This is a genomic window from Larkinella punicea, assembly GCF_003334855.1.
In the GTDB taxonomy this organism is placed as follows: Bacteria; Bacteroidota; Bacteroidia; order Cytophagales; family Spirosomataceae; genus Larkinella; species Larkinella punicea.
Genome location: NZ_QOWE01000014.1, coordinates 1 through 23,345, shown reverse-complemented (window position 1 = coordinate 23,345; position 23,345 = coordinate 1). Strand labels below are relative to the sequence as shown.

The following is a 23,345-nucleotide window of genomic DNA, read 5'->3' as shown; positions in this document are numbered from 1 at the left end:
AGCCAGAAAATGCTCGTTGGCAAGGCGGTTTACACTCCGTCCTACATTTGTATAGCGATAATATACCTGCAAATAGATCTGTAAATTTATGCAATACGACGTCATCGTCATCGGCTCCGGGCCGGGCGGCTATGTGGCCGCGATTCGCTGCGCCCAGTTGGGTATGAAAACGGCCATCGTGGAAAAATACAAGACGCTGGGCGGTACGTGCCTCAACGTCGGCTGTATCCCGTCGAAAGCCCTGCTCGACTCTTCGGAGCATTTCTACAATGCCGCCCATACCTTCGCCGAACACGGGATTAAACTGGCGGATTTGCAGGTCGATCTGCCCCAGATGATCAAACGGAAGGCAGGCGTCGTGGAAGCCAATGTGACCGGAATTTCGTTTCTGATGAAGAAAAACAAAATCACGGTTCACCAGGGATTCGGGTCATTTGTTGATGCCAATACGCTGAAAGTCAAGAAAGACGATGGCAGCGAAGAGCAGATCACGGCGAAGAACTTTATCATTGCAACCGGTTCCAAACCGACTTCGTTTCCGTCGATGCAGATCGATAAGAAGCGCATCATCAGTTCGACCGAAGCCCTGACGTTGCAGGAAGTGCCAAAGCACCTCATCGTGATCGGTGCGGGGGTGATTGGGGCCGAACTGGGCTCGGTCTATGCCCGCATCGGTTCGAAAGTGTCATTCGTGGAATTTGCCGATTCGATGATTCCGACGATGGACAAAACGATGGGGAAAGAACTGCAAAAAGCCGTCAAAAAGCTGGGCGCCGATTTCTACTTCAGCCATAAAGTTACCAGCGTTGAAAATACCGGTGAAGGTGTGATCGTAAAAGCCGATACGCCCAAAGGGGAACAGATTACGCTTGAAGGCGACTACTGCCTGGTATCGGTCGGCCGCCGTCCGTACACCGATGGCCTGAACCTCGAAGCCGCCGGATTAGCCGCCGACAACCGCGGTCGCATCAACGTAAACGATCATCTGCAAACCAAAGTCCCGAATATTTACGCCATCGGTGATGTCATTCGGGGGGCGATGTTGGCGCACAAGGCCGAAGAGGAAGGCGTTTTTGTAGCCGAAACCCTGGCCGGACAAAAACCGCACATCAATTACCGCCTGATTCCGGGCGTGGTCTATACCTGGCCGGAAGTCGCCAGTGTGGGCTTCACCGAAGAGGAACTGAAGCAGGAAGGCAAGGCCTATAAAGTGGGTTCGTTTCCGTATAAAGCCCTGGGTCGCGCCCGCGCTTCGATGGACGTGGACGGTCTGGTGAAGGTGCTGGCCGACAAACAGACCGACGAAATTCTGGGCATGCACATCATCGGCGCCCGGGCGGCCGACATGATTGCCGAATGCGTTGTCGCGATGGAATACCGGGCCTCGGCGGAGGACATCGCCCGGATTTCACACGCCCATCCGACCTACACGGAAGCCATCAAAGAAGCGTGTCTGGCTGCGACGGATAACCGGGCGATTCATATGTGATGGAAACCGGGAAAGCGATTGCCTTTCTTCTGGCCTCCGGGCAAGGGTTACTTCTCAGTTTGGCATTGGTGGTGAAAGGATTGCGCCAGGAACGGTCGAACCTGTTCCTGGGCTTGATTCTTTATGTCCTTGCGCTCGAACTGCTCAACGCCTGGGGTATGCAGGTGCGGTATCATAGTTCGCCTGATTCTATTCCGTTTTGGAATCTACAATCGTACCTGTTACTGCCTCCGTCGGTTTGGTTCTTTGCCCAATTAACGACGACGCCTGGGTATGCATTTCGGCAAAAAGACTGGCTCTTTTACCTGCCTGCGGTTGTGGAAGTGCTCTTGCGGTTTGGCTGGAGTTTCTACCGTCGGTCTACCGGAGCATCATTACCTTCGCTGCTCGATAATCCAGGCTGGTTTCTGGTTACGGAACTCCTGCCGATTTTTGGCACCGCCATCGCCCTTTGGTTTTACGGCCGGAAACTGGTCTTTTTTCACCGATCATTAAAAAGGCACGCTTTCCGGTTGTCATTCGGTCTGTTTGTGAGACTGTATAGCCTGTTTTGTTTTCTGCTGCTTACGACGGTGATCTGGGCCGCTGGTGTCCTGTTGGAATGGCCGGTTTTTGCGGGTCTGGAAATCGTGTTGACCCTGTCTTTGTTTGCCTTCGGCTATATCGGGTATGCCAATCCCGCCTTTTTCACCCTGCCTGCTCTTCCTGACGTAAAATCGTCGGAAAAGCCAGAATTTCTTCACTATGATGATGCGAAACAACTGGAACGGTTGCAAACGGTTTTCCGGCAGGATGCCCTCTATACGCAATCGAAATTGACGGTGGATGACGTGGCCAAACGGCTCCAGCTACCGGCCCGGTATGTGTCGTATCTGATCAATACCCGTTGTGCTACGAACTTTACTCATTTTGTCAATGGCTTTCGGGTGGAAGCCGTCATTCGAAAACTGAACGATCCGGCAGAACACCACAAAACCTTACTGGCCCTGGCACTTGAAGCGGGATTTAATTCGAAATCAACTTTCAATCAGGTATTTAAACACCACACCGGACAAGCGCCCTCACACTTCCTGCTGGTTAAAAAATAAGGGTAATCAACAGCCTTGCGGGCCTCATGTCAGGGGTCAAAATGGCTGAAAACACGATTCCGGACGTCCGGAAAACCGTTTCCGAGCGCATGACGACGCTGGACTGAGTTGATTTGTGTTTCTATCAACGGTTCACGCTTCAATCATGCAAAAGCTCGTGTTTTTTCTTGCGGCCTTCTCCTGGTCGCCCTTTATTTTCGGTCAGCAGTCCAACGGTTTCCCTGACCGCACCGTTCCCGCCATTCAAATACAAACCCAGCGGAATGTAGAGCTGTTGGGTTTTGCGTACTTCCTGGGCTATGAAGGCCGTCAGTTGGAAAATAACGATACCTACTTGCAAGGACGCGCGATCCGAAAAAGGGACTGGTATGGCTACGGGCTTAGTCTATACCGACAATACAAAATCTACGAGAACAGCAAACACCTGGCTGTTGTGGTTGCTTTTGCCGAGAACATTTGGCTGGATTATTTGATTCATCTGTTACTCCAACTGGATGATTTTCCCAATGCCAAACTGAAAGACGAGATAAGAGAAAGTGCTTATCTCCGGTTTTCCGCAAAAAGAGACCCGGAAGAAGCCAGAAAGAACGTTGCTCTTTTTATTGAAGCGATGAACCAACTCTATCGGGAAGTAGATTTTGATACCTACTTCCGGAAGAGTCAAAGCAAGTATGCAAACGCTTTGGCTCAGGTGGAAAAAGGCCTGCCGGATAAACGGTTCATTCCCGCACTGGAAGATTTCTATGGGCAACGTTTTGATCGGTATACCTTAGTACCGAGCCTTACCATTCCTACGGGTATGGGATTTGGAGTCAGCTATACTTTACAGGATAAAACCCCAATTTTTCATGTTTTTGGTCCTTTCGGACTTCAAAATTTTAGCAATGAATCCAATTTAGATATGGGTTTTGACGACAGAAAACACCTGTTGGAACTCAGTACCCATGAGTTTGGTCATTCCTTTGTCAACCCCGCTATCGACCAGCTCCCCCAGGAACTTATTACTGAAACTGAAACGCTTTTCGCACCCATTAAGAGTGACATGTCCAATCAGGGCTACACCCGTTGGAAGGCCTGTTTATACGAACACTTTGTACGGGCCGGAGAGATCATAATCGCTCAAAACCTTGGCAATCATGCCGATGCGCAACGGTTGAAAGCCCATTATATAGAAGATCGAAAATTTATTTACCTGCCTGCGATCGTGGAGGAGTTGGAAACGTACAACAAAACCCGAACGCATTCTTACCAGCAGGTGGTAGAAACCGCGATGAGGAAGTTACTGAAAACCGTTCCTAAAAAGTCAACCGAATAGCAATCCACTGGCAATCAATTGGATTAATTGCATAAGTTTTAACCCGGCTTTGGAAATCAGGCCCGGTTTTCTTTTTTTAGGAGATACCCCAACCCCAGATGAAAAAACTACTCCTTGCTTTCTGCCTTTTCACAACCGGTGTTCACGCGCAGTCGACTGACTCCGTCACCATTCGTAAAATCTACAACGAGATACTGACCAACAGCCCGTCGTACGAATGGTTGCGTGAGTTGACCCAAAAAGTTGGTCCGCGCCTGAGCGGTTCGGAAGGAGCGCAGAAAGCCGTCGAGTGGTCGAAGCAATTGATGGAAAAAGAGGGGTTCGACCGGGTGTTTTTGCAGGAAGTGATGGTGCCGCACTGGGTTCGCGGGGCCAAAGAAGTGGCGTATATCCGGAACGGAAAACAAAAAATAACCGTCCCGGTCGCGGCCCTGGGCGGTTCGGTAGCCACGGCTCCGAAAGGTGTTGAGGCCCAGGTGATTGAAGTGAAGAGCTTTCAGGAATTGCGGGATTTGGGACCGGAAAAGGTAAAAGGCAAGATCGTGTTTTACAACCGCCCTATGGACCCGACCAAACTGAATACCTTCGAAGCCTATGCCGGGGCGGTTGAACAACGGGCAAACGGTGCTAACGAAGCCGGAAAGCTCGGCGCAGTGGGCGCTATTGTTCGCTCGATGACCACCGTGCTGGACGATAATCCGCATACCGGCGGGATGCGTTATGCGACGGGGGTGCCGCTGATTCCGACGGCGGCCATCAGCACCAACGGAGCCGAGTTGCTCAGTAAGTCGCTGAAAGAGAATGCAAACCTGACGTTTTATTTCAAGCAGAATTGCGAAACCCTGCCCGACGCCAAATCCTACAACGTCGTGGGCGAGATCAAAGGCTCGGAAAAACCGGATGAAATCATCGTCGTGGGCGGCCACCTGGATTCCTGGGATCTGGCCCAGGGCGCACACGACGACGGCTCCGGCTGCGTGCAGTCCATCGACGTGTTGCGAACCTTCAAGGCTTTGGGAATCAAACCCAAACGGACACTTCGGGCGGTGATGTTCATGAACGAGGAAAACGGGTTGCGGGGTGGAGTCGGCTACGCGGATTACGCCAAAAAGAACAACGAGAAACACATTGCAGCCGTCGAGTCCGACAACGGCGGTTTTACACCCCGGGGCTTCGGCATCGTCGGAACGGCTCAACAACGGGCCAAAGTGATGCCGTGGAAACCGCTGCTGGCTCCGTACGGACTGCACGAAATCGGTGCGGGTTCGGGAGGAGCGGACATTGGCCCATTGGCGCAACTGGGTACGGTTTTGTTTGGTTTCAAGCCGGATTCCCAGCGGTATTTCGATTTTCACCACACGGGCATCGACAATTTTGAAGCGATCAACAAGCGGGAACTGGAACTGGGGGCGGCTTCGATGACGGCGTTGGTGTACTTGCTGGATCACTACGGATTGTGAGTTTGAGCGTTGTTTCGCGGAGTTGAGCGGAGAAGAAAGGAGTTAAGCGGAGAGAAAATAAATTTAACCTCCGCTTAACTCCTTTCTTCTCCGCTCAACTCCACGAAACAACTTGTGTCGATAAAACCGACACATTCGGCCTATTTACCTCAAAAGCATTCGTTGTAGCAACGTTTGGGAAGCGATCCGCGTATCGGTTGGTAGTGAGTCTTCCTATACACAATCACACGAATGAGACACCAACCCATTTTAAAAGGAATTGTAGAGAAATCCACTGTAAAACGCATCGTCGGCCTGGGTTCCAAACTTCTGTTGATGGCCCTGCTGCTGGCCTGCTCCAAAGAAAGCGAAGACCTGACGCCCACCGGAACGGGCACTACCGGAACCGGAACCACCACCGGCAGCTCCGTTGCCATCGACAGCACAACCACCTCCTCCGCAACGCCGGAAGGAAATACCGACAAGGCGGTCAACGCCGATGATTTGCTGGCGAACTCGACGTTTTCGTCCACCGTTAGCATCACGTTTGGCACGACGGTCAACATTACCAATCCCCTGGCGGGCAATGGCGTATCGGTTGCAGAGACCAATGGCGATGTGGTCATCACCTCCACCGCAACGGGCGTCGATTTTGTGCTGGCCGGAACGACGACGAACGGTTCTGTCAAAATTTACTCCGATAAGAAATTCAAACTGACGCTGAACGGCGTTAACATCACGAATGCCGACGGCCCCGCCATCAACATTCAATCCGAGAAAAGAGCCTTCATTGTCCTGACCGACAATACCACCAACACCCTGGCCGACGGCGCGACGTATACCGCCAGCGGTACAGAAGACATGAAAGCGACGGTGTTCAGCGAAGGGCAGATGATCTTCAGCGGCAATGGAAGTTTGAGCCTGAAAGGGAATTACAAACACGCCATTGCCAGCGATGATTACATCCGGCTGATTAGCGGAACCATTACCATCACCAGTGCTGCCTCCGACGGAATTCATACCAATGACGCGTTTATTGCCGACGGCGGCACGGTTACCATGACCACGCTGGGCGACGGAATTCAGTGTGAAGAAGGATACATTGTTATCAACGGCGGCACGTTCACGATCAATGTGGTGGATAAAGGCATCGCGGCTTCCTACGACACCGACACGACAATCGATCCGTATCTAACCATCAACGGCGGAACCATTACGATCAACTCATCGGCCGGAGAGGGAATTGAGAGCAAGAGTGTTCTGACGATCAATAACGGGAACATCATTGCCAAAACGAAGGACGATGCCATCAATGCCGGCACGTTCATCTACATCAACGGCGGCACGGTGTATGCCTACAGCAGCTCGAATGACGGCATTGACTCGAACGGCCCGATCACGATTACCGGAGGAAAAACCGTCTCCGTGGGAGCCTCTTCGCCGGAAGGCAGCTTCGACTGTGACCGCAGTACGTTCAAAATAACCGGCGGAATTGCGGTCGGTGTGGCCGGTGCAACGAGTACGCCAACGGCGAGTGTCAGCACCCAGCCCTCGGTCTTGCTCGGCGGAGGAACCGCCAACCAGTTGATGCACATTCAGTCGGGCGAGGGCGCCGAAGTGCTGACCTTCCTGATTCCGAAAACGTACACGACCATGCTGTTTTCGAGTCCGAAACTGAAAACCGGCCAGTCGTACAAGGTATATTCGGGCGGGAGCGTAGCCGGTGGAACCAACGTAAACGGGTTATATACGAGCGGAACTTACACCCTGGGAACGCAATCTACCACCTTTACCACGAGCAGTATGGTGACAAGGGTTGGTGGAAGCGTCGGGCCGTAGTCGGTAGCAATGTCATAAATGGGGTCGGGGTGTTTATTTTGTCAACTTCCTGCGTATTTTTGGAAGATTTCACCCTTCCGTTGCCCTCGCGCACACCCTGACCCTTTATGAAAAAATGGCTTCTTTTCGTTTGCTTGTTCGTTTCCCTGCATGGCGTTGCGGTTTTGGCCCAAACGTCGGCCGACTTCGTCTGGTGGAACCCCGCCCAATCCGACTTTCCGGTGATCGAAGGACAGGCCTGGCGGGGAAAAGACATCCTGAGTCCCTACGACCGGTTACCCGCTGAAGCCGGAAAAAGTGTTCGGAAAGCCGTCTGGGATTTGTCGCGCAATGCCGCCGGGCTGATGATTCGTTTCCGGGCCAGCACCGACCGGATCACGGTCCGCTACGTTGTCAAGGGAAAACAGAGCATGCCCCATATGCCTGCAACGGGCGTTAGTGGCGTCGATCTGTATGCTGGCAACAGCGACGGCGACTGGCTGTGGTGCAACGGAAAATATGCATTCGGCGACACGATCCAGTACCAGTTTGCCAACCTGGAGCCGAATGATGCCTACCACCAGAAAGGCCGCGAATACCGCCTGTATCTGCCGCTTTACAATTCCGTTCAGTGGCTCGAAATCGGTGTTCCGAAAGGTGTCACGCTCACGCCCCTGCCCGTGCGGGTCGATAAACCCATCGTGGTCTACGGAACTTCCATTGCGCAGGGCGGTTGTGCCTCGCGGGCCGGTATGGCCTGGACGTCCATTCTGGGGCGTAAAATGGACCGGCCCCTGATCAATCTGGCCTTTTCCGGCAACGGTCGGCTGGAAAAAGAAGTGGTGGACCGGGTGGCGCAGATCGAAGCCAAAATCTACGTCCTGGATTGCCTGCCCAACCTGGTGTCCAACACCGACGTTTATACCCTCATTGTGGACGCCGTTAGAAACCTGCGGAGCAAACAGCCGACGACGCCCATTTTGCTGGTCGAACACGCGGGCTACACCGACGGGGGCGTTAGTCCGCTCCGTCGGAAATATTACACGGACGTCAATGAGGTGATGCGCAAGGCTTTCACGCAGTTGAAAGGGGAGGGCATCGATCAATTGTATCTGTTGCCCAAATCACAAATCAACCTGGATTCGGACGCGATGGTGGACGGTACACACCCGTCCGATCTGGGCATGCAGCAATACGCCGAAGCCTACGAGCGGAGTCTGCGCCGTATTCTCAACGAACCGTCCGGAACGGTTTCGACCACAAAACCGCGCACCCAGTCCCGCGATTCCCGGATTTATGACTGGCAGACCCGCCACCACGAAATTCTGGCCCGGCTGAAAACCCACCCGCCCCGAATCGTTTATCTGGGAAACTCCATCACGCACTACTGGGGTGGCGAATCCATTGCGCCCCGCGCGGCTGGTGCCGATTCCTGGAAAACCGGGTTGGAACCGCTGGGGGTTCAGAACATGGGCTACGGCTGGGATCGCATCGAAAATGTGCTGTGGCGGGTATATCACGGCGAACTGGATGGTTATTCGGCTGCTCAGGTGGTGCTGATGATCGGAACGAATAACCTGCAACACAATTCGGATGCGGAGATCACCGCCGGTCTGAAGTTTCTGGTGCAGGCCATCAAAGTACGGCAACCCACGGCCGATATTCTGCTGATCGGGATTCTGCCGCGCCGGAATGAAGAAAAACGACTCACGGTTCTTAACGAAGAACTGGCACAAATGGCCGGGGAAGCCAACATTCACTTTGCCCAGCCCGGTTTGGTGTTCCTGAAACCGGATGGCAAAATCGACGAGGCACTTTTTAGTGACGGGTTGCATCCCAACGCGGAAGGCTACCGGCAATTCGCGGCCAAACTCCAGCCTTTGCTGAAAGCCCCGGAACCCGTTTTGAAATCGAAAAAAGCCAGTCGGTGATTAAGGCATCACCGGATAGTTCGGAATGTTTTTGCCGAGGTAGATGTTCCGTTCGGCCTTGTACATGTTGCCGACATCCTTGAGCACCAGAATGCCGCTGCCACCCCGGTTTTCCAGCTTCTGGCGTTTGTCGGCGGTCAGAAGCGGATCATCGGAAAACAGAAATTCGTCGATGTAATACTCGGTCAGGCCCGGTTCTTTCAGAAAAATATGGATGTGCGCCGGATCGCTGGCACTGGGGTAGGGGGCCGGGCGGAGGGTGACAAACTTGTAGGCCCCTTTTTCGTCGGTGCGTATCCAGCCTCGGATGGAACCGTGTCGTTTGGCCCAGCCTTTTTCATCTCCTTTCCTGGGATAATGTCCGGTTTCGTCGGTGTGGTAAATATACAGAATGACGCCCGGAGCCGGGGTTTTGCCATCGGCTTTGTACACCGTTCCGTTGATTCCCAGCGGTTTTTTGCCCTCCCAGGTCGCGTCGGGGAGTTTGACAACACTGTCGAGTTGGTCGAACGGTACCGGATTTTCGTAAATCGCTTCGCAGCCTTCGCAGGGACCGCCCACTTTGGCCGTTTGGCTGAACGCGTTCAGAACACTGAAAAGGATGATGAATAGCGGGAAATGCAGTTTTTTCATGGTCGTTTGGCGGAATGGTGACTGATTGTGACACAAAACAACCTGATCAATCCGTCATTCTAAAAAATAGTAGAGCAACGACCGGGAAAGTAGACAAACCGCAGGGCCAAATCCTTTCCTCTACTTTTTGGGTCGTTGGTCGATATAATTTTTAAACCACTTGCCTTTTGTATTCATTTACAGTCGACTACCACCCGGCGGTTTCCCGTCAAGACCCGTTTTCAGCATGGACTTTCTGGACCGATCCATCAAACTACCCCTTTCCAACCGAACGGTTCCGGTTAAATATGCGCTGGTTCATGCGGGGTACTGGATCCTGATTACCGGTTTTTTTCTCTACGAAAAAAGGTACCTGATCTACAAAGCCAGTCTGTCGTATTTTGCCCTTTGCGTCGTCGTCCGCATCGGTCTGCTAATTGGCATTGCGTATCTGAACCTGCACTATTTCCTGCCCCGCTATTTGCTGAAAAAACGCTATGCCCGGTATTTTTCGATGGTGCTGCTCTCCATCCTTGGCTACCTGATTTTTCAAGGGCTTTTCGACTATTACCTCTACGGCTACGTGCTCGGGCCGATGCACAACAGCAATTGGGTGGAAACGCTGTCCTACAATTTTTTCAGTACGCTCTGGTATCTGGGTCTCATGGTGGCCCTGAAACTGAGCATCGACTGGTATGAACAGCAGCGGATGTTGCAGCGGATCGTGGTCGAGAAACTACAGGCCGAAGTCAACTTTCTGCGGTCGCAGGTGAACCCGCATTTTCTGTTCAATATCCTGAATAATCTGTACGCCCTGACGCTCAAGAAATCCGAGCTGGCCCCGGAAATGGTGCTGAAATTGTCTGAAATGATGGAATATATGCTTTATGACAGCGATAATGCCTACGTGCCGCTGGAAAAGGAAATCAGCTATTTGCAGAATTACATCGACCTGGAGCGCATCCGGTACCGCGAGTATTCGGACATCAGCCTGAAAATCGACGGCAACACCAACGGCCAGGAAATCGCCCCGCTGTTGCTATTGCCCCTGGTCGAGAATGCCATCAAACACGGTGTGGGCAAACAGGCTGCAAACGCCCGGTTACACAGCACGCTGTACGTCAACCCGTCCGAAGTGCAATTTACGGTGGAGAACAGCAAACCGGCGGCCAGTCCCAAAGCCGAAAAAGGCGGTATTGGTCTGGACAACCTTCGCAAACGACTGGAACTGCTGTACCCCGGTCGGTATACGTTTCAGACTGAAGACCGACCGGAGAGCTACAAGGCGTCACTGCGTATTGTATTTTCTGCGATAAATTGAGCTGGCCACACCTGCAAGGTCTTCAAGACCTTACAGGTGTAATCTATTAAAACTTGAAAACCATGAAAACACGGCTTCATTTGAAACTGCTAAAAAAGAGCATTCTGATCGTTCTGGCAGCCGGGTTTATGCAGGCGACTTCACCGGAACCGGCGGTTTATTTCGCCACCACCCCCTGCGACGGCATTCCCCGAATGTGGTTGTCGATTCCGGCCACGGCCGACTGTGAAATGATCCAATGGAACCTGGCGCTCCAGCGGGATCCGCGCAATCAGGCACCCACGTTTTACAAACTCAGCTACGCATATGGCATTTCGAAGCCCTCGACACAGACCCTGATGAATGACGGAACACGGGGCGTGAAAGAGGGCCAATGGAGCCTGGTAAAGGATCGCAAAAACCGGGACCTGTACCGGTTGACGCCAACGGCACCCGATGCCCCCATTTCTCTGGTAAAGCTGGATGACAGGCTGCTTCACTTGCTGGATCAGGAAGGGAATCTGATGATCGGACACGCGGGCTGGAGCTATACACTAAACAGAAAATGATCGTTGTAGGTATGAAAGTTAAAGTGTTATTGTTGTTTCTGCTTGGATTTGCAGGCCAGCCAAACCGCGTCATTGCTCAGGAAACTCGGGCCACCAACGTTCCGACCAAAGCGAGTGTTCGTAACCCGGTGGACAGCGGACCGGCGGTATACGGACGGTTTGACGGGCGGTTTCCCTGCGCCGAAATTGCGAAAGACTGGAAGGTGACCGTCGGCCCGGAATGTACGAAAGTAAAATGGAGTCTCACCTTGTTTCAAGACCCGAAAACCGGCCAGCCAACCACCTACAAACTCCGCGGAACCTTAGACCGGTCGGCGGCTCGGGAGGGAAAATGGGCGCTGGTGCACGGCACGAAAACCGACCCGGAAGCGGTTGTGTACCAACTGGATTCGGATAAACCGGAGGTGTCTGTTTATCTGTTGAAAGGCGATGACCATGTGTTGTTCGTGCTGGATCAGGAACGAAATTTCAGGGTTGGGGATTCGTATTTGAGCTATACCCTAAACCGGATCGTTAATTGATTGGCAATATCTTATGCTGAACTGCGTAGTGATCGATGATGAGCCGCTGGCGCGTGGCATTCTGGAAGATTACCTTCGCCGGTTGCCCTTCGTTGGATCGATCCACCCCTTCGAAACGGCCCGGGCTGCGCTGGCGTACTGTAAAAACCACGAAGCCGATGTGCTGTTTCTGGATATTGAAATGCCCGAAATGAACGGCATCGCGTTCCTGAACCGGATCGCCGATGCGGCCTTGCCCCACCCACCCATCACGGTTTTTACGACGGCCTATCGCGATTATGCGTTTGAAGGCTTCGAACTGGGTGTTATCGACTTTCTGCTGAAACCCATTTCGTACCCCCGGTTTTTGCTCGCCATGGAAAAGATCCGGGACTTTTTGGCCCTGAAAGACCAAAATGCCAACATTGAAGAAAACCCGGCAGAAGCCCCGCTGGGGTCGGTTTTTGTGAAAAGTGGGGTGCAGCGGATCAAGCTGAACTTTGACGAAGTGACCCACATTCAAGGCTTGAAAGATTACGCCATTATTTACACCAACACCGGCAAAATAGTCCTGAAAGGCTCCATCAAATTCATGTACGACATTTTTCCGAAAAACCGGTTTCTGCGGGTTCACAAATCGTTCATCGTGGCCGTATCGAAAATCTCCCGGATCGAGCGGAACCGGCTGGTGGTGAACGGAAACCAGATTCCCGTCGGGCGAAATTACAAGGACGAAGTGGAGCAGGTGTTGTTGAATCGAAAAAGATGAAAGAGTGGAGACAAGAGAATAGAAACCATCGAAACATCACTAATTTCCGGTCTCTACTCTCTTGTCTTTGCTCTCACGTCTATTCTCACTCCTTCGTCACCACCTCATCCAGATTCAGCATCGTGTTGGCCGTAACTGCCAAAGCCGCCAGTTCGGGCGTGCCGTCGGTGCAGGCCAGCAGCTTCCGGGCTTCTTCGGGCTGTTGCTGGTAATGCGTTTTTGTCGTGCGGTATAACTGGGTGAGCACGGCCAGCTTGGCAGGGGAAAGCGGTCGGAGCATGATGCGCTGAAAACCGGCCTGAATCTGCTGTTCCGGTGTTTTTCCCTGATACCGCATCCAGTCGGCCAGGTGCTGGGCGGCTTCCACATACACCGGGTCGTTGAGCGTCACCAGGGCCTGCAGGGGCGTGTTAGTCCGCAACCGGCGCAACTGGCAAAATTCCCGACTGGGACTGTCGAAGGTAATCATCGACGGATACGGTGCCGTCCGTTTCCAGTACGTATACAAGGCCCGGCGGTACCGGTCTTCGCCCTGGCTCAGCTTCCAGCTTTCCGGGCTGTAGGGCGATTGCCAGATGCCGTCGGGCTGGATGGGCATGACGCTGGGGCCAAACTGCTTTTTGCTCAGTAACCCGGTGGTTGCCAGCGCCTGATCGCGCACCTGCTCCGCCGTCAGCCGAACGCGGGGTCCCCGCATCAGCATTTTGTTCCAGGGGTCCAGCGCCAACGCTTCGGGCGAAACGCTGGAACGTTGACGATACGTGGCGGAAAGAACGATGCGCCGGAGCAGTTTTTTGACGCTCCAGTGATCGGTTTCCATGAACTCCACGGCCAGCCAGTCGAGCAACTCGCGGTGGGAGGGAGGAATGCCCTGCGTGCCGATGTCCTCAACGGTTTCGACAATCCCGGTTCCGAACAACTGCTCCCAGAATCGGTTAACGGCCACCCGCGCCGTCAGCGGGTGCTGACGACTCACCATCCAGCGGGCTAATCCCAGGCGGTTTCGGGGCAAATCGGCCGGCATCGGTGGCAGCGATTTCGGCACGTCGGCACGCACTTTCTTGCCCTTTACCAGCCAGTTCCCGCGCTCGAAAACAAAGGTTTCCCGCACCTGATCGCCAACGCCCTCTTGCATCACCGGAACCAGTTCGGCTTTGGCATTCAGAATTTCGGTCAGTTTGTGATCCATCTCGCCCAGGGCGGTTTCCGGCTGACCCGGCAAGGCGGGCTGCACCGAAACCCACTTGACCATCACCCATTCTTTCGGGTTTTTCGGACTGTTGAGCGTCAGGAACAGGTGATGCCGCCCCGACACTTTGGGAAGTGCGAAGACCAGCGTGGTGTCTCGCCACGGACTCCCGGTTTTCGGAACCGGCTGTTGGGTCAAAACCGGCCCGTTTACGCTGTCCTGACGAATGGTCATCACGGCATTTTCGGCCTTGGTACCCCACGCCAGAATCAGGCGGTTTTTTCCGTTCAGGTCCATGTTTTTGATCCGCGCCGAACCGCCGTCCTGAATGGCGGTATACATCGCACCCATCAGCGACGCCTTCACGTACTGATCGAAACTGTGCGAATTGACTTTGGGTTCGGTGAGTCGCGTGAACCGATTGGCGGTTTTCACCTGCTGCGGATTCGTTGCGTGTTGACTGACCCAGGCGTTTAATTCCTGCACTTTGACGGAATCGGCTTCCTTGTAAAACCGCAAAGTCGGTGTGTCGCTGGGCACGTCCTCGTCGCGGGTGTTGTTGAAGAACGCCAGGTATTTGTAATACTCCTCGTGCGTAAACGGATCGTAGGGGTGGCTGTGGCACTGCACGCAGCCAAAGGTAGTGCCCTGCCAGACGTCCCAGGTCGTGTTGACCCGGTCCAGAACCGCAGCCACGCGAAACTCTTCATCCTGCGTTCCGCCTTCGTCGTTGGTCATCGTGTTGCGGTGAAAGGCGGTCGCAATCAACGGATTATCAATTAACGATTCGTTATTATCGGTTTTTCCGTTGGGGTCTGTTAACAAATCGCCCGCCAGTTGTTCGATGGTAAACTGGTCGAACGGTTTGTCTTGGTTGAAAGCTTTGATGAGCCAGTCGCGATACCGCCACATGGGCCGCGCCAGATCGGCCTCGTAACCTTTGGTGTCAGCATAGCGGGCCAGGTCGAGCCACATGCCGGTCCAGCGTTCGCCGTAAGCCGGAGATCTCAGGGTGCGATCCACCATTTTTTCGTAGGCATCTGGTGACGTATCCTTCAGAAAGTCAGTCACTTCCTGTTCCGTCGGCGGCAAACCGGTCAGATCGAGCGACACCCGGCGGATGAGCGTGGCGCGGTCGGCTTCGGGCGACGGTTTTAGCACCGGAGCAAATTCTTTATCCTGCGAAACCTTATTCAGTACAAAGTGATCGATTTCGTTTTTCGCCCACTTTACCTCGTCGTTTTCAACCAGTCCCAGCCTCGACCAGAACGTTCCGATTTCGGGTACTTCCGGTTTCTCAACGGGTTGATACGCCCAGTGGTTGCCCCATTCGGCGCCCTGATCGATCCAGTCGCGGAGCAACTCAATTTCTTCCTTTTTCAGTGGGGGAGCCTCCAGCGGCATGCGTTCGTCCGGGTCGGTGAGCGTGAGCCGTCGAATCAGCTCGCTGGCGTTGGCATTTCCGGGAACGATGGCATGTTTGCCGGATTTGGCGGCTGCGAGGGCTTCGCGTTCGAAGAGGAGGCTGAAATTCGATGCTTTCTTGACGCCACCGTGGCAGGCAATGCAATTTTTGTTGAGCAGCGGTTTGATTTGCGTGTTGAAATCGACGCGATCTTCCCGGACGGTAAGCCACACTACGGAAGATAGGGTGAGCAGGACAACCAGGGCAATACTTAGTCGGAAGAGTGGTTTCATAAATCGAGAAAGTATTGGGCTTCGTGCTTTTTTCAGAAAAGACAAAAACCGTCTGAAAATACTAAATAAAACGCGAACTATAGGATTTTTGACCCCGGAGGGGTTCGATTTGCTATAAACATCACGTGACGCTGGCACTTAAACAACTGGTAGGCAAGGACAAAATTCCATAGTTCTCGTTCAATAAACCTGAAGTGTGCGATTTTATCGCTGGTTTTGGGTGGGTTCCAGCCCGTTGGGGGAGAACGGTCTGTGAAGATTTTAACGTAAAAATAGGAGACCTCGGCTCCTGTATCGATTGATGCTGACCGCTTGCTATCCAAAAAGTTAGAATGCGGTTAAAATTAGGCTGATAAGGCGAATTAATTGGAATAAAATTTGATAAAAATTCCTGTTATTTGTGTTACTGATTTCAGCCTAATAGTAACTTCCACCGACACCATGAAGCACATTTCCGTCCTCTCCCGTCTTTTTTCGGCTATCGCTGTTTTCCTGTTTTTTGTTATATCGGTTTCCTTTGGTCAGACACAACCGGTTATAATTTCCCCTGAACGTTACCAGGTCGATGCGGGTCTGAAGCTGATTATTTGTCACAAGACACCGGCATTTCCTGCCGGTCAATCGCTGCCGGTTATTCGGTTTGATAAAGACTATACTTTTACCCAGACGGTGGCTTCTTTTGAGGTCGGTCAAGCGTATAAAATAAAGAATGGGGCTGCCGAATATACCCTTTTTTTTACGAATTTACCGCTTATTAAACTGAGCACAGTCGGGAAACAGGCAATTAGTAACACCGACGCCCGAACCAAGGGGAACTTTACCCTGACCAACGGAAACGATCCTCTGTTTTCTGCTTCAATGGGCATTCGAATCAGAGGAAATGCGTCGCGCCTTTTTCCGAAAAAGCAATATAATATCAATCTCTGGAAAGACCCGAATGGCGATGATGATCTGGAAAAATCGCTGTTAAACCTGCGGGAAGACAGTAAATGGCTCTTGATGGCGATGTATAACGAGCCGTTGCGACTCCACAATGCGGCATCGCAAAACCTTTGGCTCAACCTGCATAAGCTCTATTATATAGACAAAGAACCGGATGCCAATTCCGCCATTCGCACCAACTACTGCGATGTTTTTATCAACGATTCCTACGCCGGTATTTATATGCTTGCCGAAGATCTGGATCGAAAACAGCTTAAATTAAAAAAGACGGGTTCTAACGGCGAGGTAAAAGGAGAGTTGTATAAAACCGCCGGTGCATCGGAAGCAACGGCATTTAATACCCTGCCAGCCCCGCCGACCAATCCAGATGCGGAGGTGTGGGATCTCTTTGAAATGGATTATCCGGATCCCTATTGGAACAACCTGTATGACCTCTTGAATTACGCGGTGAAGTCGCCTGCGAATGAATTCCGGGCGAAGCTTTCTGAAAAATTTAAAGTCGATAATCTGATCGATTATTTCATTTTCTTAAACCTGATTTATGCCACTGATCACTGGGGGAATAACCAGTTTGTTGCCCGTTATAAAGAAAATGAACCGTACTTTTTAATTCCCTGGGATCTGGATGGTACCTTCGGTTATACGCCCACGGGCTCCCGATCCGAAGAGACCCGGCGGATGAATAGCAATGGTCTTTTCGACCGCTTATTAGCCCTCGATCCCAACGGTTTTAAAAGTAAAATGCGGAAAAGGTGGTTTGCTTTACGACAAACGACGCTGTCGCTGCAAGCCCTGAAAACAACGATTTCGGGTAATTTCAATCTGTTGACTTCCGAAGGCGCGTATGCGCGTGAAGGCATGAAGTGGCCGGGAACTGTCAGACCGGATGATTTTCCGAAGGTGAACACCTGGATCGAAAACCGGGTGGCTTTTCTGGATGACTATTTTGCCCTCTTCCCGGAAGAAATGACCGGCGTTCAACTGGCTTATTTTCAAGGAGAAACTGTCGGAAACAGCAAGAAACTAAGCTGGTCTTTTCACCAGGCCGAAGGTGTTCAGAAAGTCGAGGTGGAACACAGCACCAACGGCACCAGTTTCAGCTATGTTGGGCAGGTAACGGGTAGCAGCCCGAATGAACCCTACCAGTTCACACATGCGAACAGTGCTTCCCGGGCCTATTACCGGCTGAAAATCGTAACCGGGAACGGTTTTACGCATACCGCCTTCCTCCAGATTGGAGCGAACAGTTGCCCGGGTCCACCGGTGGCTCCATCCGTCGAGGCCAGTCTGACGGAGGTGACCAGCGGCCAGTCGGTGGTGCTGACGGCCAGCGGCTGTGACCATACCGTCGTGTGGAATACCGGACAAACCGGTACGGTCGTGGTGATCAAACCCACCGAAACGGCCGGCTACAGCGCGAAGTGCCGCCAGGCTGCCGGGTGTGAAAGCGCGTCTTCAGCTTCAGCGTCCGTCAGTGTGTTTGCGGCCAATGCGCTTCCGGGCAATTATGAAGGGTATCTGGGACAAATCGACTGCGGTTTTATCCGGGGCTGGGCCTGGGATAAGACCGAACCCAACACGCCGGTTTCGGTCGACATTCTGGACGGGCAGCAGGTGATCGGAACCACGATTGCCGGTATTTATCGGCAGGATTTGAAAGACGCCAATAAAGGAAACGGCAGCCACAGCTACATTTTTGCGGTTCCTGAAACCGTAAAAGACAACAAACCGCATCAAATCAGCGTCCGGATCCACGGAACGTCGTATGTGCTGAGGGATTCGCCGAAGCGCTTGATCTGCGAAGCAAAGGTGCCCCTCTCTTCCGAGGCCCAGGCCCCGGCGGCTCCCGTGGTTGCGCCCCTGTCTGCGACGGTCAATGCGCCCTTTAGCACCATTTTGCCGACCTTCTACGATCCGGATTCGCCGGTGCTGACCTATACCCTGACGGGTTTGCCCACCGGTCTGAGCTTTTTGGCCGATACGCGAACCCTGAGCGGAATGCCCACTACCACCGGAACCCGGAGCCTGACCTATGCCGCCAGCGATGGCACGAACACGACGGTCATGACCGTCTCCCTTGTGGTGGAAGCGCAATCGTCGTCTCCCGTAACCGGGAATTTTGAGGGGTATCTGGACAAGGTGGAATGCGGCACAATTCGGGGGTGGGTCTGGGATCGCAACCGGCCCAACGAGCCGCTGACCGTCGAGTTTTTTGCCAACGGGCAGCCGATTGGGACGACGGATGCTAATATTTTCCGGCAGGATTTACTGACGGCCGGCAAGGGGAATGGCTATCACGTCTACCAATTTGCCACACCTAACGAGGCCAAAACCGGGCAGGCGGTTTCGATCAGCGCCAAAGTCAGGAATAGCACGTATACCTTGAAGGAATCGCCTAAATCGCTGACCTGCCCCAGAGTCAACCAGCCCCCTCTGCCGCCGGTTTCCGTGGATCCCCTGCTGGCGACCGTTTCCGTTGCGTTTTCGGTCACCCTGCCGGTTTTTACCGACCCGGATTCCCCTTCGCTGACCTACACGCTGACGGGTTTGCCCGGCGGTCTGGGCTTTGCGGCCGATACGCGAACCCTGAGCGGAACGCCCACCGCCACCGGAACCTGGAGCCTGACTTATGGGGCCAGCGACGGCGTGAACACGACCGCAACAACGGTTTCGCTGATCGTTGAGCAACCGGCTACCCCCGTAACCGGCGATTTTGAAGGGTTTCTGGATAAAGTGGAGTGCGGCACGATTCGGGGGTGGGTCTGGGATCGCCGGAAACCCAACGAGCCGCTGACCGTCGAGTTTTTTGCCAACGGCCTCTCGATCGGTACCGCGAAAGCGGATATGTTCCGGCAGGATCTGTTGGCGGCTGGCAAAGGCAATGGCGCCCACGTTTACCAATTCACCACGCCCGATGTCGTGAAAACCGGTCAGACTTTTCAGATCACTGCCAATGTAAAGAACAGCACGTATACCCTGAAAGGATCGCCCAAACCGCTGAGTTGTGCGCCCGCAGCGCGGTTGAGTGTGGTGTCGGCAGAAGATGAAAGTACCGGTGCGGAAGGGCTGTTCGTAACGCCAAACCCCGCTCAGGGTGAGTTCGAGGTGCGTTTTTATACCGAAACAACCACCGAAAGCGAGTTGTCGGTGGTCGATGAACTGGGCCGGTCTTGGTACAGCAAGAGTCTGAAAGGCACTGGTTTTCAGCGGCAAAAAGTGCATCTCTCGGGTGCAAAAGGATCGTATATCGTGGTGCTGCGGCAGGGGACGAAGGTTCGCAGCAAACGGATTCTGATTCGCCGGTAAGTCGCAGTGGGTAAACCGGATTCGAAAACCGGTTTACCCCGCTGCCCGCCCAATTGCCTGATAAAACCGTTCCCGGTAGGTATCCGAAACCGGAATGAGGGCCTGCTGAATGGTGATGCGGTCGCGTTCGATGGATTCGATTTTGTCGAGGGCAACGAGCCAGGATTTATGCACCCGGCAAAACCGGTGTCGGGGCAGGTGTCGCTCCAGATCGCCGAACGTTTCCAGCGTCATAATTTTTTCGGTACGCAGGTGAATGCGCCGGTAGTCGCGCATGCCTTCAATATACAGAATGTCATCAAAAGCAACTTTCTGGAGCCGGTATTCGGTTTTGACAAACAGAAACGGCGGGTGGTTTTCGATTGGGGCGGTTTTCAAGCCTGCCTGTGCGCGGGTTACGGCCTGCAAAAACCGGTCGAATGGATACGGTTTTAACAGATAATCAACGACTTGCAGGTCAAAGGCTTTGAGTGCGTAGTGATCGAAAGCCGTGGTCAGGATCACGGCGGGGCGTTTGGGGAGGGCTTCCAGCAACTGAAGTCCCGAAAAACCGTCCATTTCAATATCCAGAAAGACCAGATCGATGGGTTCCCGTTGCAGGATCGGAATGGCTTCCATGCCGTTGTCGACGGCATGGCTCAACATCAGAAACGGTACCCGTTGCACATACGCTTTGAGCCGCAGCATCGCCAGGGGTTCATCTTCAATGAGCAGACAGTTCATGCGCTTTTACGGGTAACAACAGGTTCACGCGGTATTCATTTTCCGTCGTCTGAATCGTCAACGTATACCGATCCTGGTACAGCAGGCTTAACCGCTGCCGGATCAGGTCATTGCCCAAACCGCCGGGCGTATCTAACCGGGTTGTGCCGGGGTCGACGACGTTGACGCACTGGAACCGGATCTGCGTTCCGTCAATCGAAATCTGAATGCGGATCGCGTCGCTGACCTTCTTGTTGGTCGCATACTTGAACGCGTTTTCAAGGTACGGCACAAAAAGCATCGGCGCAATGAGCACATCATCGGTTGGGCCGTCGATTTGCAGTTTCACAAAGCGTTCATTGGTAGTTCGGATTTTCTGCAAGTCGATGTACTTTCGGATGTAGTCCAGTTCCTGCGTCAACGGAATCAAATCGGCCTGGGTTTCATACAACACAAACCGCAGCAGATCAGAGAGTTTGTTGAGGTACAACGACGCCCTGGGCGCATCGTGTTCGATCAGGATGTCGATGTTGTTCAGGGTATTGAACAGAAAATGGGGATTGATCTGCGCTTTCAGTAAAGCCAGTTCGGTTCGCAACGTCTTGTTTGCCAGCGTTTCTTTCACATGAATATCGGCATACCAGGTAATGAAACCCCGGATGGTGGTGCCCAGAATGCCGTTGACCAGCGCAATTAACGAGAGGATGATAAACAGGATTTGCAGATCATTCACGGAGAGCCTGATGAGGAAAAAATTTTCAAAGACCACCGAAAGCAGGACCGAAAGAGCCACGGCAACCAATGCAATAATTCCCCCGGTGATGGCAATCGTAACCACCAGCCCCCAACGGATGAATTTCTGTATCTTCTGGGTCGTCAGATAACGAGGAACCAGCCACGAATAAAACGCGTAGAAACTGATCAATCCGGTGAGCAGCGAAATAGCCAGGATGGTCAGCCAGTCCTCCCAATCCCTGAAAGCCAATTCGGGCGTCTCGTTGGATAGTGCAAAAAGCAACGAAACCACCACCGCGTAGAGGAGCCAATAGCCCGCGTGCAGGAGAATAACCGTCGACTTTCTCATCGCTTCGTGGCGAAAAAATACCCCGCAATGGCTTCCGCTTCGCCTAGATTGATGCTGACACCACTCATATTCGCGGTAATGGCCACAATCAGATCGTTTTCCGGATACAGCAGCAGAAACGTCCGGCCTCCGTCGATCAGTCCGCCGTGGTGAATGAGCTTCCGGTTCTGCCGGTCGGTGCCGTTGCGCCAGCCCAAACCGTACTGCGTGTTTTGGCCATCGAGCAGGTGTTGCGGGGCAAAGAGCAAGGTCACCGTTTCTTTCCGAAGTGAAGTATTCCGGATCAGTCCTGCGCCCAGTTTCACCAGATCGACGGGCGTTGACAGAAGGCCGCCACCAGCCCATTTGTAACTGTTGTCTACAGCCGCAGCATGAACCAGCTTCTTGTTCCGGTGTTCGTAAAACCGCACCCGGTTGGTCACGATGCTGTCGCTGTAATCGGCACCGGTGTTGGTCATCGCCAGCGGGTTGAAAACCGCCGTCTGCATGTACGACAAATAATCCGTCTGGCTCGCGCCTTCGATCACCGCACTCAGCAGCGAATAGCCGTAGGTCGAGTAGTTATAGGCCGTACCGGGTTTGAACAGCAAACTGTCCTGACTGAAAATGACCAGGCCTTCCTGCACCGTGGCATACCGTTTCGGACACGCCAGCGGATCGCTGTTCCGGTAATGCCGGATGCCGGCGGTGTGCGTTGCCAGGTGTCGGCTGGTAAACGGGTATTTTTTGGCCGGGAAAGTCGGCACATACTGCTGAACGGGTGCGTCGAGATCCAGCTTTCCAGCCTCTACCAGTTTTCCAACCGCCAGTGATGTCATTGATTTCGAGACCGAACCCATGCGGAATTTCGTATTGATCGTTACGGGCAATTGCGCTTCCAGATCGGCCAAGCCGAAGCCTTCCGCCCACAGAATTTTGTCGCCCGTGCCAACTGCCACCGAGAGGCCCGGAATGTCCTGCCGTTTTCGCAGGGAATCGACAAAGTGTTCAGCCCGTTGGATGGCTTGTCGGTAGGCCTTGTCTTTGATGGGGCCTTTGGGCTGTCCAAAAATCGGGTGGAGGGAAAGCAGGAAAACGAGGAAGAGGAGCTTTTTCATGATGCGAACAGTCTGGTTTTAAACTTGCATCAAAATTGGAAGAACTCCACGCCGACTCAAAAATAGTTCTGCCAACCGGGGTAATTTGCCTGCAAAATACCGGTTTCAGTAAAAGGATAGAATTTTAAATGTAAAATGAGGAATGCTAAATGATAAAGTAGCTTTGCGCTCTTCACTTTTACATTCAGCATTCCTCATTTTACATCAGTAGTGTACGAAAGATGCATTTTTTTCCACCCTCTTTGGCTGTTGGCGTAGAACGATCTTTAGAATGGTTTTTTCTGATACTGTAACGCGAATGAGGGGTGGTTGGCCGCGTAGCGGACGGATGTTTGTAACGAAAAGACTACCCGGTTCCTCCCGCGTGCCTTTCATACCTTTGTTCGACACCCTCTTTGATTACCATTAACCGAATTATCTTTGGTAGTCACTCGGCTAAGCGGTGGGGGATGGATAAAAACAGCAGTGCCTTAGGTGCCTGACACCGTTACCTATGT

16 protein-coding genes are annotated in these 23,345 nt (G+C 53.1%); 11 read left to right on the top strand and 5 right to left on the bottom strand.

Annotated elements, in window-relative coordinates; translation table 11 throughout:
* The first annotated feature begins 88 nt into the window (after positions 1-88).
* The 6 genes from lpdA to DUE52_RS17320 all read left to right on the top strand — a co-directional run bounded on the left by lpdA (position 89) and on the right by DUE52_RS17320 (position 9,080).
* On the top strand, positions 89-1,489 hold the full coding sequence (gene lpdA, locus DUE52_RS17345; RefSeq protein ID WP_114407302.1) for a dihydrolipoyl dehydrogenase: 1,401 nt from the start codon (positions 89-91) through the stop codon (positions 1,487-1,489).
* Positions 1,489-2,577, top strand: a complete 1,089-nt coding sequence (locus DUE52_RS17340; protein ID WP_114407301.1) for a helix-turn-helix domain-containing protein — start codon at positions 1,489-1,491, stop codon at positions 2,575-2,577. The genes lpdA and DUE52_RS17340 overlap by 1 nt, the downstream gene beginning before the upstream one ends.
* Positions 2,578-2,722: 145 nt before the next feature.
* The gene (locus tag DUE52_RS17335) at positions 2,723-3,892 is read left to right on the top strand and encodes a DUF4932 domain-containing protein (protein ID WP_114407300.1); all 1,170 of its coding nucleotides are present in this window, start codon (positions 2,723-2,725) and stop codon (positions 3,890-3,892) included.
* Between the two features lie 98 nt (positions 3,893-3,990).
* Positions 3,991-5,352 carry a M28 family peptidase gene (locus DUE52_RS17330; RefSeq protein ID WP_114407299.1) on the top strand — a complete coding sequence of 454 codons (1,362 nt, stop codon included), beginning with the start codon at positions 3,991-3,993 and terminating at the stop codon, positions 5,350-5,352.
* A 231-nt stretch (positions 5,353-5,583) separates the two neighbouring features.
* A complete protein-coding gene (locus DUE52_RS17325; protein WP_114407298.1) occupies positions 5,584-7,170 on the top strand; it encodes a carbohydrate-binding domain-containing protein in 1,587 nt (528 codons plus the stop codon).
* Positions 7,171-7,277: 107 nt separating this feature from the next.
* On the top strand, positions 7,278-9,080 hold the full coding sequence (locus DUE52_RS17320) for an SGNH/GDSL hydrolase family protein (protein WP_114407297.1): 1,803 nt from the start codon (positions 7,278-7,280) through the stop codon (positions 9,078-9,080).
* Here the strand turns inward: DUE52_RS17320 and DUE52_RS17315 are convergent, their stop codons facing one another.
* Positions 9,081-9,713, bottom strand: coding sequence for a dioxygenase family protein (locus DUE52_RS17315; RefSeq protein WP_114407296.1), 633 nt, complete (start codon positions 9,711-9,713; stop codon positions 9,081-9,083). It abuts the gene before it with no gap.
* A gap of 226 nt (positions 9,714-9,939) precedes the next feature.
* Between DUE52_RS17315 and DUE52_RS17310 the strand changes: the two genes are divergently transcribed.
* The 4 genes from DUE52_RS17310 to DUE52_RS17295 all read left to right on the top strand — a co-directional run bounded on the left by DUE52_RS17310 (position 9,940) and on the right by DUE52_RS17295 (position 12,830).
* A complete protein-coding gene (locus tag DUE52_RS17310; protein WP_114407295.1) occupies positions 9,940-11,013 on the top strand; it encodes a sensor histidine kinase in 1,074 nt (357 codons plus the stop codon).
* A 62-nt stretch (positions 11,014-11,075) separates the two neighbouring features.
* A complete protein-coding gene (locus tag DUE52_RS17305; protein WP_114407294.1) occupies positions 11,076-11,561 on the top strand; it encodes a copper resistance protein NlpE N-terminal domain-containing protein in 486 nt (161 codons plus the stop codon).
* Positions 11,562-11,572: 11 nt separating this feature from the next.
* Positions 11,573-12,082, top strand: coding sequence for a copper resistance protein NlpE N-terminal domain-containing protein (locus DUE52_RS17300; protein WP_165840963.1), 510 nt, complete (start codon positions 11,573-11,575; stop codon positions 12,080-12,082).
* Positions 12,083-12,095: 13 nt separating this feature from the next.
* Complete coding sequence (locus DUE52_RS17295) at positions 12,096-12,830, top strand: LytR/AlgR family response regulator transcription factor (protein ID WP_114407292.1); 735 nt, start codon at positions 12,096-12,098, stop codon at positions 12,828-12,830.
* A gap of 85 nt (positions 12,831-12,915) precedes the next feature.
* Here DUE52_RS17295 and DUE52_RS17290 read toward each other — a convergent pair whose 3' ends face one another.
* On the bottom strand, positions 12,916-15,717 hold the full coding sequence (locus DUE52_RS17290; protein ID WP_114407291.1) for a DUF1553 domain-containing protein: 2,802 nt from the start codon (positions 15,715-15,717) through the stop codon (positions 12,916-12,918).
* A gap of 441 nt (positions 15,718-16,158) precedes the next feature.
* Here DUE52_RS17290 and DUE52_RS17285 point away from each other — a divergent pair, with 441 nt between their 5' ends.
* Positions 16,159-19,965: a CotH kinase family protein gene (locus tag DUE52_RS17285; protein WP_114407290.1), complete on the top strand. Its 3,807-nt coding sequence runs from the start codon at positions 16,159-16,161 to the stop codon at positions 19,963-19,965.
* 33 nt (positions 19,966-19,998) lie between these two features.
* Here DUE52_RS17285 and DUE52_RS17280 read toward each other — a convergent pair whose 3' ends face one another.
* The 3 genes from DUE52_RS17280 to DUE52_RS17270 are packed head-to-tail and all read right to left on the bottom strand — an operon-like array spanning position 19,999 to position 22,848.
* On the bottom strand, positions 19,999-20,688 hold the full coding sequence (locus DUE52_RS17280; RefSeq protein ID WP_114407289.1) for a LytR/AlgR family response regulator transcription factor: 690 nt from the start codon (positions 20,686-20,688) through the stop codon (positions 19,999-20,001).
* A complete protein-coding gene (locus tag DUE52_RS17275; protein ID WP_114407288.1) occupies positions 20,669-21,751 on the bottom strand; it encodes a sensor histidine kinase in 1,083 nt (360 codons plus the stop codon). The genes DUE52_RS17280 and DUE52_RS17275 overlap by 20 nt, the downstream gene beginning before the upstream one ends.
* Positions 21,748-22,848 carry a serine hydrolase domain-containing protein gene (locus tag DUE52_RS17270; RefSeq protein ID WP_114407287.1) on the bottom strand — a complete coding sequence of 367 codons (1,101 nt, stop codon included), beginning with the start codon at positions 22,846-22,848 and terminating at the stop codon, positions 21,748-21,750. The genes DUE52_RS17275 and DUE52_RS17270 overlap by 4 nt, the downstream gene beginning before the upstream one ends.
* Positions 22,849-23,345 lie beyond the last annotated feature (497 nt).